Source organism: Stenotrophomonas sp. 107298_Sma, assembly GCF_056480345.1.
The window spans coordinates 661046-677488 of record NZ_CM151094.1 but is presented as its reverse complement, the minus strand read 5'-3'; the positions used below and the strand labels follow the sequence as shown (position 1 = coordinate 677488).

Sequence of the window (16443 nt, the reverse complement as noted above, 5' to 3'; positions counted from 1 at the left end):
GTGGATCAGTGCCCTGTGTTGGCGGACTTGCGGCGGCGCACCTGGGTGACGCGGGCGGCCAGCAGCGCGAACACGATCACGCCGACCAGCAGCAGCAACCAGACCATGTGCCGTTCCCACTTCGATTGCGGATTGCCGTCCTGCGCGACACGCGTGCCATAGGGATCCTGGCGGTCGAATTCGCGCACGGCATCACTGCCGTCGAGCACGGCGAGATCACCGCGCAGCAGCCGGAACGGTGCGCCGAACGGCGGTGCCTGTGCGCCAAGGTCGCTGTACAGCATGCCGAGCTGGCCGCCGGAGGTGCCGACCTGCACCACCGCTGCGCGGTCCAGGCCGCTGACATCCAGCAGCGGCTGCGGCTTCCCGCCGATCAGCAGGTGCCCGTCCTTCAGGCCGGCCACATCGACACCGGCCGGTGCCACGCCGAAGGCCAGCCATGGCGCACCCGGGCTGACCGCCGCACCGGCATCGACCACCTTCAGTTCCGATGCCTCCGGCGACGCACCCACTGCACTGGCCACAGCGATGACCTTGGCCAGCGATGCCGGTGCATCCTGCAGCCACGTGGCGGGCACGAACACCTGGTTGCCGCGTGACAGCTGGCTGCTGGCACCAACGAAGTCACTGCCCAGCGAACGCTTGGCCAGGGTCAGGTGGCTGCTGGGCAGGATCGAGACTGGATAAGCGGTGGCCGGATCGTGGCAATAGGGGCGTGCCGGCTGGCGCAGGAAGCTGACGCGGATCTCGTTGCGCGCCGACAGCGCATAGGCCGGCACCTTGGCCACCAGCCGCTGCGGCTGGCCATTGGCCGACAGCACCTTGCCGCCCAGCAGGTAGTCATTGAAGTAGATCGTGGCTACCGCGCCCTGTCCGGCTGCGTTCGGCGCCGCCGAGACATCGATCACCACTTCCTCGGGCAGGCGGCCATCGGCCGACAGCGCGCCGAGGTCGAAGCTGGCACTGCGATCGGCGCGGGTGACCACGTCCATCGTGCCGGCGATGTTGCCGAGCCGGCTCAGCAGCACCTGGTCGCCGTCGAGCTTCGGCGTGCCGGCCGCGGTGACCTGCAGGCTGCGGCCCAGCGCATAGCTGCGCCAGTGTTCCGCAAACAATCCGGCGACCTTGCCCGCCGCCGCCGGGTCGACCACCAGCGTCGGACGGCCGGCAATGGCGACCACGCTGACCGAGGCGTTGGCCGCGGGCTTTTCCAGGCCGTCCATGCCGGTACGGCGCCACGCGGCGAACGCCGTGCCGGCATCAGCGCCAGCGCCGCCGACCTGTGCAGCGAGTGCGTCCAGCGCCGCGCGTACTCCAGCCCGCAACGCGTTGCTGCCGATCATCACATCGGCGGCCAACGGCCCGCTGTCACGCAGCGACAGCAGCGCCCCCACTTCAGCCAGATCCTTCAGCACATACGCACGTTCGCCCGACGCCAGCGCGGCATAGGCCGGCACGCCCTGCAGGCTGGCCGGGATGCTGATGCCAGTCAGGTCGACGCTGTCACCAACCTTAGGCAGTGCGACCACCTGCACCTGCTTGCCACCGGCCTGCAACGCGGTACCGATGCGCCAGGCGGCATCATAGACAGGCGCCTGCAGAGCCTTGCCATCCACCAGCAGGCGCACCCGTGGCGGCAGCGCGCCCCAGGCCTTGGACACGGTGTCCACGGCGCGGCCGTCGAAGCGATAGCTGAAACGCGAATCCGGCGACAGCCGCAGCACGTTGGCCGGTGCGCTCTGATCGGCGCACTGGTAATCGGAAACGATCGACCACCAGCCGACGCCGACCCGCACGAAACCGTTCTGGCGGGGTTCGCCATCGATGGCCAGCAGCTGGCTGGCATCACCCTGCGCATCGGTGATCGAACGCGCGGCGATCGGGTCTCCGTCGACCGACCACAACCCCGAGGTGCGCCCGGCATGCCCGCGCACGTAGCGCCCGTCCAGTTGCAGCTGCGCATCGCGGGTGGCGACGCCGGCCGGCACCGGCAGGTAGATCTCGCGCTGGCTCTCCTGCCCGCTCAACACCAATGGCTGGCGGAAGCCGAGTTCGCGCAGGCTCATCTGCCGGTTCACCGTACTGTCGCCGCTCCATTCGGCGAACTGGCCGGCAACGCTGTCTGCGGCATGGGCACTGGCGACCACACCCGAAAGGATGAACGCGGCAGCGGAAGCAAACAAAGGAGAGCGGCCGGTCTGGGTCATGGCATCACTTCATGGGGATGAGGGTGGATGGCCCCGCCGCTGCGGAGACCGGGCGAGAATTCGGGAAGGGGCGTGCCACGCAGGGCGGCGACGATGCGCGCGCTGGCGCGACCATCGCCATAGGGACTGGCATCGGGATCGAAGTGGGTCGGCTGCGGTGGCTGTGCCAACGCTGCGTTGACCGCCTCGACAATGCGCGAAGGCGTGGTGCCGACCAGCGTCACCACACCCGCCTCAACCGCCTCCGGACGCTCGGTGACATCGCGCATCACCAGAACGGGTTTGGCCAGCGCCGGCGCTTCTTCCTGCACGCCACCGGAATCGGTGAGGATGACGTCGGCGCGCTGCATCAGGCGCACGAAACGCAGGTAGTCCTGCGGCGGCACCAGGTGCACGTTGTCGAGATGGCCGAGGTGGGCGTTGACCGGACCCTGCACGTTCGGATTGAGGTGCACCGGGTACAGCACCTGCAGGTCCGGCCGCCGCGCCAGCTCGGCCAGTGCGCGGCAGATATCCTCGAAGCCCTGGCCGAAGCTCTCGCGGCGGTGGCCGGTGACCAGCAGCAGGCGCCGCCGCGGGTCGAGCATGTGGAAGGGCACGTCGGCCTGCGCGCGCAGGGCCGGGTCGGCATCCAACCGCTGTACGGTCTGCTGCAGGGCATCGATGACGGTGTTGCCGGTGACCAGGATCTGCCCGCCCAGATGCTCGCGGGCCAGGTTGGCGCGCGAGCTGGCGGTGGGCGCATACAGCTGGTGGCCGACCACGTCGATCACCCGCCGGTTCATTTCCTCCGGCCATGGCCGGTTGATGTCACCGGTGCGCAGGCCGGCCTCGACGTGGCCGATCGGGATGCGGTGATGGAACGCGGCCAGCGCGGCGGTCATCGCCGTGGTGGTATCGCCATGCACCAGCACGCGGTCCGGGCGAACCTGTGTGTAGAGCGCGTCAAGCCGCTCGAACAGCCTGGCGCACAGTCCGTTGAGGGTCTGGTTGGGCACCATGACATCGAGGTCATGGTCGGCGGTGATCTCGAACAGCGACATCACCTGGTCGAGCATCGCCCGGTGCTGGCCCGTGATGCAGACCACCGACTCGATGTCGGCAGATTCTGCCAAGGCCCGCACCAGCGGCCCCATCTTGATCGCTTCCGGCCGTGTGCCGAACACGGACAGGACCTTCACCGCAGCGCTCCCGAAGGGTGGCGCGGGGGGATGCAGGCAGCTGTAGCCACGTCTGGATCCTTTCGGCGTTGCCGTCCAATACCCGCAGGCAGGAGACGGTCACCTCATGAGGAAACTCCAAATTCGCGACATACATCACATTCATGTGGTTGTACGTGCGTCGTGGCACCGATCTTCATCGTTGGAAGATCAAGACGCAGTCAACGCCACCTGCGAAACAGGTGACGTTGCGGTGGAACGCAGCGGTGGCGGCGGCCTGCGGCCGTCTTACTCGTACTGGATGGTGAAGGTCGCCTGGCCGTTCGCGACACCCGCACCGACGGTACCGGCCTGGGTCTGCACATAGCGGGCACGCAGCGGCAAGGTCATGGTGCTGGTACCGGTGGTGGTGGTACCGACGTTGACGGTCTGGCCGAAGCGCACTTCGCGCTCGGTGCTGCCATCGCGCTGGACCATCTGGATGCCGATGCGGGTGGCGCTGTTGGTGGCCGCGCTCAGCTTCAGCACGCCGGGCATGTTCGAGCTGTCCTGGTCGGCGTCCAGGCGGATGCCGATCTTGCTCTGGTAGGCAGCGACATTGCTGCCCTGGCAGTTCAGGCGGATCTCGAAATCACGATCGACCGCACGCGAACCAACGCCGGTGAAGGTGGTGTTGGGCACGCTGCCGAAATCAACGGCGATGTTACGGCTGCCGGCCTGCACTTCGCAGGTCGGGCTGACCACGGTGGTGCCCGAGCCCCTGAAGGTGGAGGTCAGCACCGGGCGGCTGGGGCCATCACCATCGAAGTAGTAGGTGGTGAAGCGACCGTTCGGTGCGATCACGCCCGAACCGGTCTGTGCGGCGGTCTTGATCAGCTGGATGCGGAACTGGCCGCCGATCAGCGAGATGGTGGAGTTGGCCGCGAAATTGATGGTATGTGGGTAATAGGCCTGGATCGCGCCGGAGTCGCGGAACAGGCGGATGCCCACGCCGGCCACGCCGGTCTCATAGACGTTGGCAAAGCCGGCCACCGGTCGCTTCTGCGGCGCGTTGACGTACTCGCCTGTCGAGTAGCCGCTATACCAGTAGTCGCAGCGGGCAACGTTGTTCTGCTGGTTGATCGGCACACTGATCTCTTTGATCACGCCACCCACCGGTGTACTGGGCAGGATCACGATCTGACCCATGTCCATCTGCACGTCCTGCGCAACGAAACCGTTGACCTGGATGCGGCAGGCCGCACTGGCCTGCTGCGCCAGCAGCACGCCCCCCAGCAGAGCCAACGCGGCCAATGCCTTGCGGCCACGGGAAGAAATCATCGGCATGCTGCCTCCAGCGGGATGAAGCCGGTCTTGGACGCATCGGCGCCCGCCGGTACCTGGTAATCAATGGTGCAGCGCTGGTCGGCACCTGCGCCCCACTCGACCTGCAACTGGCCCTGGTTCTTCTCGCTGCGCACGTACAGGCGGCCACCCTGGCTGACCATGCCCACTGGCTGGCCCTGCTCGTCCTTGACCTGTGCACCGAACGGCATGGTGCGGCCATCGGTGTTGCGCACCTGGATCAGCAGCGCGTTGCCCTTGCGGGTATCGAAGCGCAGGTAGCTGATGGCACCGGCGAACGGCGCGATCGACTGGCTGGTGCTTTCCAGCTCGACGTCGTGGGCCATGCCCTGCGGATCGAGGGTAACGGTGTTGAGGCGGTACGGCGACACGTACGGGACCACAGCGTAACCGCGGCCATCGACGCGCAGGCCCGGGGCATTGCTGACGATCGCATCGCGCGCGCCCGGTGCTTCGACCAGCACCATGGTGTCGCCACGCTGCGGGGTGAAGGTGAAGCCGCCCGGATGCAAGACCACGCTGCCGTTGGCGCCGACCGAGGCCTGGCGGAAATCGCGCGAGTGGCTGTAGGTGGCGTTCAACGCGCTGTAGCGGCTGCGGTATTCGGCGCTGCCGACCGCGGTGGTACCACCTTCGCGGGAGTCGGAAAGGGCCACGCCGTAGCTGAAGTTGTTGTCGATGCCGGTCGAACCGGTAATGCCGACACGGCTGTTGTCGTAGCCACCGCGCTCGCGCACGCCGACATCGGCGCTGAACGACACCGGGTGGCTGCCACGGCCCAGCGGCACGCTCATCGACAGCAGGTACTGGGTATCGGAACGGCCGAGCACGCCTTCTTCGGTGCGCAGTGCCGAGAAGCCGTAGTTCACCGAGCGCCAGGCGTTGTTGTAGCCCACCTGGTACTGCTTGGAAGTGCCCGGACGATCGTAGAAGTCACGCACCGAACCGGTCACGTACAGCGCACCGCCGCGACGGCCCAGCGGCTGGTTCAGCGTTACCTGGAACTGGCTGCGCTGACGACCGCGGGTGGTCGGGTCGATGCCGCGCTTGTCCGAATCACGGCCATACAGCGCGTCCTGCAGGCTGTAGAAGCCTTCAGTCGAATAACGGTAGGCGGCCAGGGTCAGGTTGGTCCCGGTTTCGCCGATCATGTTGCTGTAGCTCAAGCGCACGCTGGCACCGGTGTGGTTGCCGTAGTGGTCGAACGTCGTACGTGCATGGGTGACGTCGGCGGCGAACGCGCCGACCGGCGTGGACAGGCCGACGCCGTACAGCAGCGACAGGTAACCATCGCTCAGCGCCGTGCCGCCGTACAGGGTCAGCTGGTTGCCGATACCGCGCTGATAGGTGCCCTGCACAAGCCACGGCTCATCGGCCAGCAGCTTGTTGCGCACCTGGCCGGCGGTCAGCGCGTAACGCGACACGCCTTCGCGCAGCATCTGCGGCACCGAACCGAACGGCACCTTGAATTCGCGGCGGCGGCCATCGGCCTCGATCACGCTCACATCCAGGTCGCCGCCATAGCCGGTCGGGTACAGATCGTCGATGACGAAGCTGCCCGGCGACACCGTCGAGGAGTAGATCAACTGCTCATTCTGGCGCACTTCGATGCGCGCGTTGGTTTCAGCAATACCACGCACGACCGGCGCGTAGCCGCGCAGCGAGTCGGGCAGCATGCGGTCGTCGCTGGCCAGGCTGGCACCGCGGTACCCGATCGAATCGAACAGTTCACCGGTGGTGTAGGCCTCACCGATGGTGAGCATGCCGCGCACCTGCGGGATGCCGCGCTGTGCGTAGGTGGCGATGCTCTGCCAATGGCGGCCGTCACCCTCGGACCAGGTCAGGTTCGAGTCGTGGCGGAACTGCCAGCCGCCCAGGTTCAGGCCGGCATTGAGGCCGAGGTAGGCACTGCGGTTGCGCTGGCCACCTTCGACGCGGCTGTCGCTGTTGATCGCATTGAAGCTGTAGCCGACGAAGCCGGCATTGATGCCGCGGTCCCACAGCGCCGGGTTGACGTAGCCGCGCGCCTCGCGGCGCAGGAACACCTGCGGAATGCTGAGGTCGTAGCGCAGGTTGCCGCTGTCATAGATGCCGTAGGCGTTGCTCATGCGCTGCTGCACCGGCACGCAGCTGGTCTTGTCGGCCGGCACGGACGGGTCCTGCTGCAGCAGCACGGCCTCGCTGTCCACGCCCATTTCTTCCAGCATCGGCAGCGGCAGGCAGGCGTCGACGCGACCCTGCGCATCGGCCTTGAACTGCAGGTCGCGACGTCCCTGCCAGGCACCGTTGACGTAGACGTCGACGCGGTAGGTGCCGGCCACCATCGGGTTGCCGTTGCTGAAGGCCGCCAGGTCGACCTGCTTGGCCTGGCCGGACAGGAAGCTGGAGTTGAACTGGGCCGATTCCGGTGCACGCGCATTGGCCGCACCACTCTGCGCCATCAGCGCCTGTTCGCCGAGATTGGCCGGGGCAGCCAGCGCCCATCCTGGGCAGGCCACGCCAGCAACCAACAGGCAAAGCGCCTGATGGATCGACAATGTCAATCTGTTTCCGATCACACTGACATTCCTTCAATTCGCCGCACGGCGGCGGTGGCGGGATGCGCAGGCCATGGGCCGGCGCGGCGCGTTCAGCCCCCGGTGCTGCCGAGGCGGATGGTGTGTTCCACCCGGCCGCCGTAGTCGTTGATGGTGATGAAGCGGACCTGGTCGGTGCCCGCCGGTGCGGCGAACTCCAGGCTCTGCTTCGGCGCGACCATCGCGCCCTTGTCCTCGACGGCCTTTTCACTGCTGCCGGTCACGGCATGCACTTCAGCCAGCGTGACGTGGAAGGGGCTCGGGTTTTCCACCCGCAGGCGGTCGCCATTGCGGGTCCAGCGCAGTGCTGCCGGTGCGTCGTTGGCGACGCCCTTCAGGCCCTGCGGCCGGTAGAAAAGCTTCAGGCGCGAACGAAACGCGACCTGCAGGTAATTCTGTTCGCCACTGTTGTCGGCGTTGTCCGGCGACGGCGGCACATCCAGCACGTTGAGCCAGAACACCGACTCGCGGTCGGTCGGCAGCTGCGCGCCGGAGAAGATCAGGCGCAGCGCCTGGCTGCGGCCCGGCTCGACGCGCGCGATCGGCGGCGTCAGCACGAACGGTGCATCGCTGGTATCGGCGGTCTGGTTGGCGTCGCCGCTGTCGATCCAGGCCTGCACCAGCGCCGGCGATTCGCCCACGTTGTCGACCTGCACGGTGACTTCGCGCGCCTGCGCCGGATAGATCACTCGCGTGCCGTTGACCACCACGCCGGCCAGTGCGTTCTGGCAGAAGGGCAGCGTGAACGCTGCCAGCAGCAGCGCCCGGGGAAAGATTGCTTTCATCGGAAGTACTACGCTCGAGGTGTGTGGCCAGAGGCCGCGGAGCATTGGCCGGCGCGTACGCCGGCCAATGCGGGTACGGCTACGATCAGTTGTAGATGATCGTGTACTTGACGCTGCTGGTGACGTCGCCCGGGGTGGCGGCGGCAGTGGCGTAGTACTCAGCGTAGTAGCTCAGGTCGGCCGAACCGTCGGTGCCGACGGTGACCCACTGCGAGTTGGTCTGGGCCAGGCCAGCGCCGGCTGCCTTGATCGGCAGGACCTGGTTGTTGGAACCCAGCAGCTGCAGCTGCACGTTGGTGGCAGCGTTGGCCGAAGCCTGGTTCAGCAGGCGGCCGGTGTTGAAGTCAACGGTCGAACCCGGCTCGAAGTAGGTCGCGACGTTGCCGGCGCTGCACTTGGTCAGGTTGATCGCGAACGGGGTACGACCCGCAACGGCACCGGCATTGGCCAGGGTGTTCTTGGACACGGTCGGCAGGTTGACGGCGAAGTCCTTGCCGCCCGGGGTCGAGATGGTGCAGGTCTTGTCGGTCACCTTGCCGTTGAAGGTGATGGTGCCGTCGGCGGCGTTGGCGGCCAGCGGAGCGGCGGCCAGCATCAGAGCGGCGATGATATTGATCTTGTGCATTCGCTTTTACCTAACCCTACTGAAGAGATGAGAAGTAGAGGAGGAAGCAAGGAGCACTGCCGGGCTATCAAGACCCATCCTTGCGTCTCACCTGTGGCCGGACTCGGACATACCTTCCCCTGAATCCGTGACGCAAGTATAGGCACAACTGTGATGAAAGTCTCATTATTTTTCTGAACGACGATTTATTGACGCTCGAAATGTGACGTGGTAGGCGGAACGCCGGAATCGGGGGCATGAGGGATTTGACGGGCGCCATGATCGGCGGTGAGCGCCACCCGCTGACGCATTTGGCTACCTGCGGCGCCAACGCAAGAACAGGCTTTTTCAGCGGGAAATCGCCTTATTTGATGCGCATCACTCTTTCTTGGTGATGGCCCTAGCAGATTCGGAAACGTCCTATTAAAGACGGATCGAACCTGTCGCTAACTAGGACACACCGAACCAGAGAACGTGTCATGAGGAACTCCATCCTGCTGTGTGTGGCCCTGATGTCCGTCAGTGCACTGGCCCAGGCCAGCAGCGGCAGCATCCGTTTCAGCGGTCGCATCGCTGAGCCGGGCTGCACGACGAACCTGTCCCAGGGCGAGTTGAGCCTGGCGGCCTGCCCGCCATCGGCCAAGGGCTCGACGGTGGCCGTGACGGCGCTGGCCGATGGCCAGGCCGCAACGCTGCGCGATGGCAAGCGCCAGGGCCAGAAGCTGTCGGTGTCGGCCAGCGCGATGCGCGCCGGTGATATCGCCTTCTCCGAGCGCTACAGCGTGCAGGCCTCGAAGCAGCAGCCGCTGCAGGGCGCCTACCTGGTGGTGGTCGACTACCTGTAAGACCCGCAGGCCGGCATTACTCCGGCTGCGGCAGCTCGAAGACCTGGCGCAGGTAAGCCAGGTAACCAGGGTCGTCGCACATGCTCTTGCCCGGCGAATCGCTGAGCTTGGCCACCGGCTGGCCGTTGCAGCGGACCATCTTGATGACGATGTTGAGCGGCGTTGGCCCCAGATCATTGGTCAGGTGGGTGCCGACGCCGAAGGCGACCTGGCAGCGACCACGGAAGTAGTCGTACAGGCGCATCACCTTGACGATGTCGAGGCCATCGCTGAACACCAGCACCTTGCTGCGTGGATCGACACGGCGCTGCTGGAAATGCGCCAGCATGCGGTCACCCCAGTCGAACGGATCGCCAGAGTCGTGGCGCACGCCGTCGAACAACTTGCAGAAGTACATGTCGAAGTCGCGCAGGAACGCGTCCAGGCCGACCACATCGGACAGCGCGATGCCGAGGTCGCCACGGTATTCGCGTGCCCATGACTCCAGTGCCGCCACCTGCGAATCACGCAGGCGCGGGCCCAGCGCCTGGAACGCCTGCAGGTACTCATGGGCCATGGTGCCGTGCGGAGTCATGCCATACAGGCGCGCGAAGTGCACGTTGCTGGTGCCGACCAGCTGCGGCCCGAGTGCATCGCGCAGCAATGGCAGCAGGCGGGCATGCCAGTCACGCGAGTAGCGGCGGCGGCTGCCGTAGTCGGCGATACGGCACTGCTCGAAGCCGGGGGTATCACGCAGCAGCGCGGCCTTGGCCTGCAGGCGGCGCTCGCCTTCGGCGAAGTCGGCGGTGGTGGTGTTGCGGAACCAGACCTCGTTGATGATCGCCAGCAGCGGCACTTCAAACAGGATGGTGTGCAGCCACGGGCCGGTGATATCCAGCTCGATCTCGCCGGGCACGGTCTTCGACGCGCGCAGTTGGATGTACTTGCGGTCGAGGTGGAACAGGCCAAGGAAGTCGGCAAAGTCGGGCTTCACGAAGCGCAGGCCACGCATGTAGTCCAGCTCCACGTCACTGAAGCGCAGGCTGCACAGGTGGTCGATCTCTTCGTCGATCTGGTCGATGTAGCGGGCCAGTTCGATGCCGGGCGTGCGGCACTTGAACCGGTACTGCACCTGGGCGCCGGGATGCTGGTGGAGCACCGCCTGCATCATGGTGAACTTGTACAGGTCGGTGTCGAGCAGGGACTGGATGATAGGCATGGGGCGGATTATGCGCCCGACGGAGTGAACCGTGGGCGCGCCGGCCTTCTGTAGCAACTGTCTTGTCAGGCGGAGGCCATCTGGGCCTCCGCATCCCTTTTGCGGGCGTTGAGGATCACCAGCATCTTGCGCATCACCGCGACCAAAGCCACCTTGCCCGGCTTGCCCTGCTTGACGAGGGATTCAAAAAATTCCTTGAGCCGAGGCTCATAGCGTTTGGCCGTCAGCGCCGCCATGTAGAGCGCTTCGCGTACAACGGCGCGGCCTCCGGTGATGCATCGTCGCCCTTTCCAGGTTCCGCTTTCGCGGTTCATGGGGGCAACCCCTACCAAGGCCGAGATGGCTTTCCCGCTGAGCTTGCCCAGCTCCGGGAGCTCGCAGGCCAGGGTTGCCATCAACACCGGGCCGGCACCTTTGAGCTTGGCAAAGTCACGCCATCCTTCCTGTTCGGCCAGCAGCGCTGCGATGGTGGCGTCGAGCTGCTTGATGCTTTTCTGGATCTCGCCCAGGTGCTGATTCAGCATGGAAATCAGGCTGGGTTCGCTGAACGCGCGCATGCGCTGATGCTCGCTCACCCGCATCTGGACCAGGTGGCGACGTCGCTGGCACAGCTCACCCAGGCGGCGCTGCCAAGCCGCTGGCGGTACGTAGCGGGTCAGTTTTAGGGCATCGGCCATGTGGGCCAGCACCATGGCATCAATACGATCGGTCTTGGCCTGCTTTCCCGTGGCTGAGGCAAAGCTGCGGCCACGGCCAGGATTGATTCGTACCATCGGCAGGCCTGCTTCATGCAGCGCATCCAGTGCCTTTTGCTCGTAGCCGCCACTGGCCTCGAGCACGACCTGCTTGGCTGGCCACTGCTGCAACCACCGGATCAGGCTATTCCAGCCACGTTTGCTGTTCTTGAACTGGCGAAAGGCCTGTTCATGGACGGCAACATCCAGATTCTCACCACTGACATCGATCCCGATCCCAAACATGAGATAACTCCGCTAGGCTGACAGGGCCGAGAGCTCCCCCCGCTTGCCCAGTCTTATCAGTGCGAGCGCCAACTCGATCAACTGTTCGGGCGGATCAGGGAGAAACCGGCGCGGAGATCCTTGCTACAGAGCGATCGAGAAGACCTAGAGCCGAACGGTCGCCCGCGCCGGGCTCTCGGCACCTAAGGTGCCAGAGTCGCAAGAGATAAGAGCCGAGCCCACGTTCGGCTGGATTGTTGCCTGAGCCGAGCGTGGGCTCGGCTCTACAACGACCTGCGCAGCAGGCGCGGCACCAGCATCAGCGCGTGCGCCCAGATCGCGCCCCACACCGCCACGCGTACCGGCAGCGAACGCTGCCTGGCCTCGAACTTCTGGAAATAGCGCCACAGGCCCTTGTGCTTGTGCCACTCGACGAAGAACGGACGTGAGCGGCTGGATACGCCGCGCACGTGGGTGACCTGCAGATCGTTGGCGATCGCCACCACTGCGCCGGCCTCGCGGGCACGACGGCACAGGTCCAGGTCTTCGGCATGCAGGCGGTAACCAGCGTCCCAGCCACCGATACGGTCGAACAGTGCGCGCGACATCATCAGCAAGGCACCGGACAACGCCGGTACCCGCTGCAGTGCCTGCTGCGGGTCACGGGGAACGGCCAGTTTCGAGCCTTTGCCCGGCGAGCGCAGCATCAACAGGAAATCCGGGTCGCGGCGGCGCACGGCCTCATCGGCGTGGCCATGCTCATCCAGCTGTTCGACACCGAGCAGGCAGTCACCGAGCGCGTCGGCGCGGCTGCGCAATCCGGCCAGCGTTTCCGGTTCGACCATCAGGTCCGGATTGATGAAGGCCAGCCACGGGCTGCCCGAATCGGCCACGCCCTGGTTGTTGGCGGCGGCGAAGCCGGGATTGTCCGGATTACCGATGAAGCGCACACGCGGGTCATGGCTGGCGTGTCGCTGCACGATCTCCAGCGTGCCATCCACCGAACCATTGTCGATCACCCGGATCTCGGCCACGTCCTGCGCTTGGCGCAGCCGTGAGAGGCAGGCATCGATGGTGCTGCCGCTCTGGTAGGTGACGACGATGGCGGCAATGGCAACATTCAAGCGTGAGGCTCCGGCGCGGATGACGGGACGAACAGGTCACCCTGCTCGGCCGGTATTATCGCCTGCTGCATGCGCTGCTGCAGATCGGCGCGCATCCCGTGCAACGGATCGTGCATCAGGAAATCGGCCAGCCGCGGCACCCAGGCCGGCCAGCGCGCGGCCAGCGCTTCAAGATCGCCATCGCGGCTGATGGCCTCCCCTGCGCGGCCGACGAAGGCTGTTTCGCACAGGACATTGCGCCAGCCCAGCCCGGCCATGCGCAGGCTCAGGTCGACCAGCGCCGCGTTCCACCCCGCATAACTCTCCACGTCCAGGCCACCGGCGCGGCGACGCGCGTTGCCGCGCACCAGTACCGCGTGGGTGACTGCCGAGGGCAGCTCCGGATGCAGCACTGGCAGCGTGGCACAGGCGTGTGCCAGCAGCGCCGGGTCCTCCGGCTCGGGATTGATTTCGCCCAATCGCGGCCACGCGGCGGTTTCGCCGGCATTGCACCACGGTGTTGCGGTGGCGATGGCGGCATCGCGGGCGAAGGCGTCCTGCAGCTGCTGCAGCCAGCCGGGTGCGGGCACGCTGTCCGGCGCCAGCACGGCCACGTCCAGGCCCTCGCAGGCGCGCAGCATCTCATCCAGATGGGCGACCTCGCCCAGCGGCCGCGCGCGGCGGGTGTATTCGGCCTGCAACGGCGTATGCGCCAACCAGTGCTCCACCACCGCCTGCGCACGCGGCCCGGTCTGCGCGTCATCGGCCAGCCAGACCGCGGTTCCCGGCGCGGTGCCGGCATCCAGCGCGGCCAGGCAGCGGTCGAGCGCAGCATCGTCCACGCACAGCGGCAACAACACGATCGCCCCCATCCCGCCTCCGTGGTTGTCGGTGGACACAGCCTAGCACTGGGAGGGTATCGGCCGGGTTGCACCCGGCGCCCGCTTCAGGCCGGAGCAACAGCAACAGCCGAAGCAAAGGCTGGGTTCGTGTGGGATGGCGGGGTGGGTCCGGTTGCAGGGGCGTGAGCCGCATGGATGCGGCGACCGAGCTTACATGGACGTACTTGCAGCGTCCCCCGCAACCGGACCCACCCCGCCTTCGACAGATTTCTGCGATCTGCTGGACATGCCGATGGGGGTCAGATCCGTTTTCCAGAGGAAAACGGATCTGACCCCCATTTTCTGATTTCGAAATCTGACAGACATTCATCCACGCATGGCGTGGATCTACCGTGTCGACCAAGGTCGACACCTACCAACAGCCGCAGGAATCTGTCAGGGGTGGGGCGGTGTGGGTTGGCACCATGGATGGCGCCATCGAGCCCCCAGGGACGGGTTTACGGCGTGTCCTGACAACCCACACCGCCCCGCCATCCCGCAGAAACCCGCTGTTGCTGTTGCTGTTGCTCCAGCTCTGGCCTCTGCGGTTGCCGGGCGCAGCCCGGCCGTAAACCCCTTACTTCTTTGCGCGCGGCTGGTTCAGCGGTTCCATCGCGCGGAAGCGCTGGCTGTACTCGTCGGTCAGGTTGCGCGCTTCCTGGCTGTTGCGGACGATGCTCGGCGTCAGCAGCACGATCACTTCAGAACGACGGCTGGTGCGGGTCTTCTGCCCGAACAGCGCGCCCACCACCGGAATCCGGCTCAGGCCTGGAATGCCGCTGCTGCCATCGGTGGCCGTATCGGTGATCAGGCCGGCCAGCATGATGGTGTCACCGCTCTGCACCGCCGCTTCGGTCGACAGCTTCTTGGTGGAGATGCGCGGGTTGCAGTTGCGCTCGGTCGGGTTGCAGTTCTCCGGCACGTCGGAAGCGCTGCTCACTTCCTGCACGATGTCGAGGAACACCGTGCCGTCGCGGGTCACCCGCGGGCGTACCTTGAGGATCACGCCGGTGTCGATGTACTGCACCGAGCTGTAGCTGCTGGTGCCGATGCCGGTGTTCACCGTGGTGGTGTTGATCGGCACCTTGTCGCCCACGTTGAGCGTGGCTTCGGCGTTGTTGCGCACGAACACCGACGGGGTCTGCAGCAGGCGTACATCGGTGACCTTGTCCAGCGCGCTCACCACCGCTGCGCCATTGTGGCCGGTGAACGCCCAACCAGCGCCTTCGGCACCGGTCACCGCGCCCGCGAAGGTGCTCCACGAACCGCCGGCGGCCGGCGGCAGCGTCAGCGCACCCAGCGCGCCGCCCAGTGCACGCCCGGCTACGGCGTTGTCGAAGAACCAGTTCACGCCGTACTTCAGGTCGCCGGTCAGTGCGACTTCGGCCACCTGCGCTTCGATGTGCACCTGCAGCGGCATCACGTCCAGCTTCTCGATCACCTCGCGGATCGAGCGCCAGGCCTGCGGGCTCGAACGGACCAGCAGGGTGTTGGTCTCTTCCACCGCCGACACGCCGACACGGTCGCCCTCCACTTCCAGGCTGACGCTGACGTTGCCGGCCTGGCGCTGCGGCAGGTTCATGCTGCCGTTGCCGGTACCACTGGAACCACTACCTGACGTCGAACCGAAGTTGCTGCTGTTGTTGCTGTCCATGCCACGATCACCATCGCTGCCCAACTGCGACGGAATCGCGCCGGGCGCCAATGAGCCGGAGCTGGAGCCGCCGCGGTTGCCGCTGCTGGCGAAGGCTTCACTGAGGCGTTCGGCGAGGTCGCGTGCCTTGATGTAGCGCAGCTCATAGGAGAACAGGCGGGCGCTGCCACCGGCGGTATCGATGCGATCCAGCCATTGCTGGATCTGGTCCAGGTAACGCACCTGCGGGGTGATCACCAGCACCGCGTTGGCGTTCTCAAGCGGCAGGAAGCGGAACATGCCGGCGCTGGGGGTCTTGCTCTCTTCACCGAACACCTTTTCCAGATCGGCTGCAACCTGCTCGGCCTTGCCCGACTGGATCGGGAACACGCCCACCGACATGCCCGACAACCAGTCGACGTCGAAGATCTCGACGGTGCGCATGTAGTTTTCCAGCTCGGCGCGGGTGCCACCAAGGGTGATCACGTTGCGGCCGCTGTCGACGTTGACGATGGCGTTGGGGCGCGCGTACGGCTCCAGCACCTTCTTCATTTCAGTTGCGGAGATGAACTGCAGCGGGATCACCCGGACCTCGAAACCGCGTGCGCTGGCCGCCGGCGCCGTACTTGGTGCGACAGTGCCGGCCAATGCCTGGTCGGCAGCCACGATGTTGTAGCGACCACCGCTGTACACCATGCGTGCGTTGTTCCAGCCCAGCACCATCTCCAGCAGGTTCAGCGCCTGTGCCGGCGACACCGGCTTCGGCGTGGCCAGGGTGACCGTGCCCTGCACGCCCGGTGCGATCACGTAGTTCTGCCCGAGCATGTCACCGAGGATGGCCTTGACCACCGCGTGCACCGATTCCCCCTCGAAGTTGAAGGTGGCCTCGCCGGTACTGGCCCCGTGCAGTGCCGGCGCCGGCGCGCGCGCGGCTTCGCGGTTGATCATGGTGCCGGTGCCGCGGCGGATGACCGCCTGGGGCGCGCCCTGGCTGTCACGGGCGGCATCGGCAGCCACTTCCGCCGCCTGGCCGGCATCGGTCGTGGACGTCAGGTTGCCTTTGCGCTGCACGTGCGGCGCGGACACCGTGCTGCAGCCAACCAGCAGCGCGAGGGCAAAGGACCAGGGAAGGAAACGCAGGTTCATGC

13 protein-coding genes are annotated in these 16443 nt (G+C 66.2%); 2 read left to right on the top strand and 11 right to left on the bottom strand.

From position 1 onward, the window contains the following. Positions 1-5 precede the first annotated feature (5 nt). From ACZK2G_RS03075 to ACZK2G_RS03050, 6 genes are all read right to left on the bottom strand, one after another. On the bottom strand, positions 6-2207 hold the full coding sequence (locus tag ACZK2G_RS03075; RefSeq protein WP_478474660.1) for a hypothetical protein: 2202 nt from the start codon (positions 2205-2207) through the stop codon (positions 6-8). Beyond that, on the bottom strand, positions 2204-3388 hold the full coding sequence (gene wecB / locus ACZK2G_RS03070; protein WP_046982663.1) for a non-hydrolyzing UDP-N-acetylglucosamine 2-epimerase: 1185 nt from the start codon (positions 3386-3388) through the stop codon (positions 2204-2206). Before wecB ends, ACZK2G_RS03075 begins: the two co-directional genes overlap by 4 nt. A 267-nt stretch (positions 3389-3655) precedes the next feature. Beyond that, on the bottom strand, positions 3656-4693 hold the full coding sequence (locus ACZK2G_RS03065) for a fimbrial protein (RefSeq protein ID WP_046982662.1): 1038 nt from the start codon (positions 4691-4693) through the stop codon (positions 3656-3658). Beyond that, a complete protein-coding gene (locus ACZK2G_RS03060) occupies positions 4684-7248 on the bottom strand; it encodes a fimbria/pilus outer membrane usher protein (RefSeq protein WP_046982661.1) in 2565 nt (854 codons plus the stop codon). The genes ACZK2G_RS03065 and ACZK2G_RS03060 overlap by 10 nt, the downstream gene beginning before the upstream one ends. Positions 7249-7340: 92 nt before the next feature. Beyond that, a complete protein-coding gene (locus tag ACZK2G_RS03055) occupies positions 7341-8072 on the bottom strand; it encodes a fimbrial biogenesis chaperone (RefSeq protein ID WP_046982660.1) in 732 nt (243 codons plus the stop codon). 85 nt (positions 8073-8157) lie between these two features. Then, entirely contained in the window at positions 8158-8697 is a 540-nt protein-coding gene (locus ACZK2G_RS03050) for a fimbrial protein (RefSeq protein WP_046982659.1), read from the bottom strand. Between the two features lie 236 nt (positions 8698-8933). On the opposite strand from ACZK2G_RS03050, the gene ACZK2G_RS03045 reads away from it, so the two are divergent. Next, the gene (locus ACZK2G_RS03045) at positions 8934-9071 is read left to right on the top strand and encodes a hypothetical protein (protein WP_253079743.1); all 138 of its coding nucleotides are present in this window, start codon (positions 8934-8936) and stop codon (positions 9069-9071) included. An 84-nt stretch (positions 9072-9155) separates the two neighbouring features. After that, complete coding sequence (locus ACZK2G_RS03040; protein ID WP_014645902.1) at positions 9156-9521, top strand: hypothetical protein; 366 nt, start codon at positions 9156-9158, stop codon at positions 9519-9521. A gap of 16 nt (positions 9522-9537) precedes the next feature. Here the strand turns inward: ACZK2G_RS03040 and pncB are convergent, their stop codons facing one another. The 5 genes from pncB to gspD all read right to left on the bottom strand — a co-directional run bounded on the left by pncB (position 9538) and on the right by gspD (position 16441). Beyond that, on the bottom strand, positions 9538-10719 hold the full coding sequence (gene pncB, locus ACZK2G_RS03035) for a nicotinate phosphoribosyltransferase (RefSeq protein ID WP_046982657.1): 1182 nt from the start codon (positions 10717-10719) through the stop codon (positions 9538-9540). Positions 10720-10784: 65 nt separating this feature from the next. Beyond that, positions 10785-11699, bottom strand: a complete 915-nt coding sequence (locus ACZK2G_RS03030) for an IS110 family transposase (protein WP_478473386.1) — start codon at positions 11697-11699, stop codon at positions 10785-10787. Between the two features lie 263 nt (positions 11700-11962). Further along, positions 11963-12802 carry a glycosyltransferase family 2 protein gene (locus ACZK2G_RS03025; protein ID WP_046982656.1) on the bottom strand — a complete coding sequence of 280 codons (840 nt, stop codon included), beginning with the start codon at positions 12800-12802 and terminating at the stop codon, positions 11963-11965. Continuing rightward, a complete protein-coding gene (locus tag ACZK2G_RS03020) occupies positions 12799-13653 on the bottom strand; it encodes a glycosyltransferase family 2 protein (protein WP_046982655.1) in 855 nt (284 codons plus the stop codon). Before ACZK2G_RS03020 ends, ACZK2G_RS03025 begins: the two co-directional genes overlap by 4 nt. 586 nt (positions 13654-14239) lie before the next feature. After that, positions 14240-16441, bottom strand: a complete 2202-nt coding sequence (gspD, locus tag ACZK2G_RS03015; RefSeq protein WP_136638596.1) for a type II secretion system secretin GspD — start codon at positions 16439-16441, stop codon at positions 14240-14242. Positions 16442-16443 lie beyond the last annotated feature (2 nt).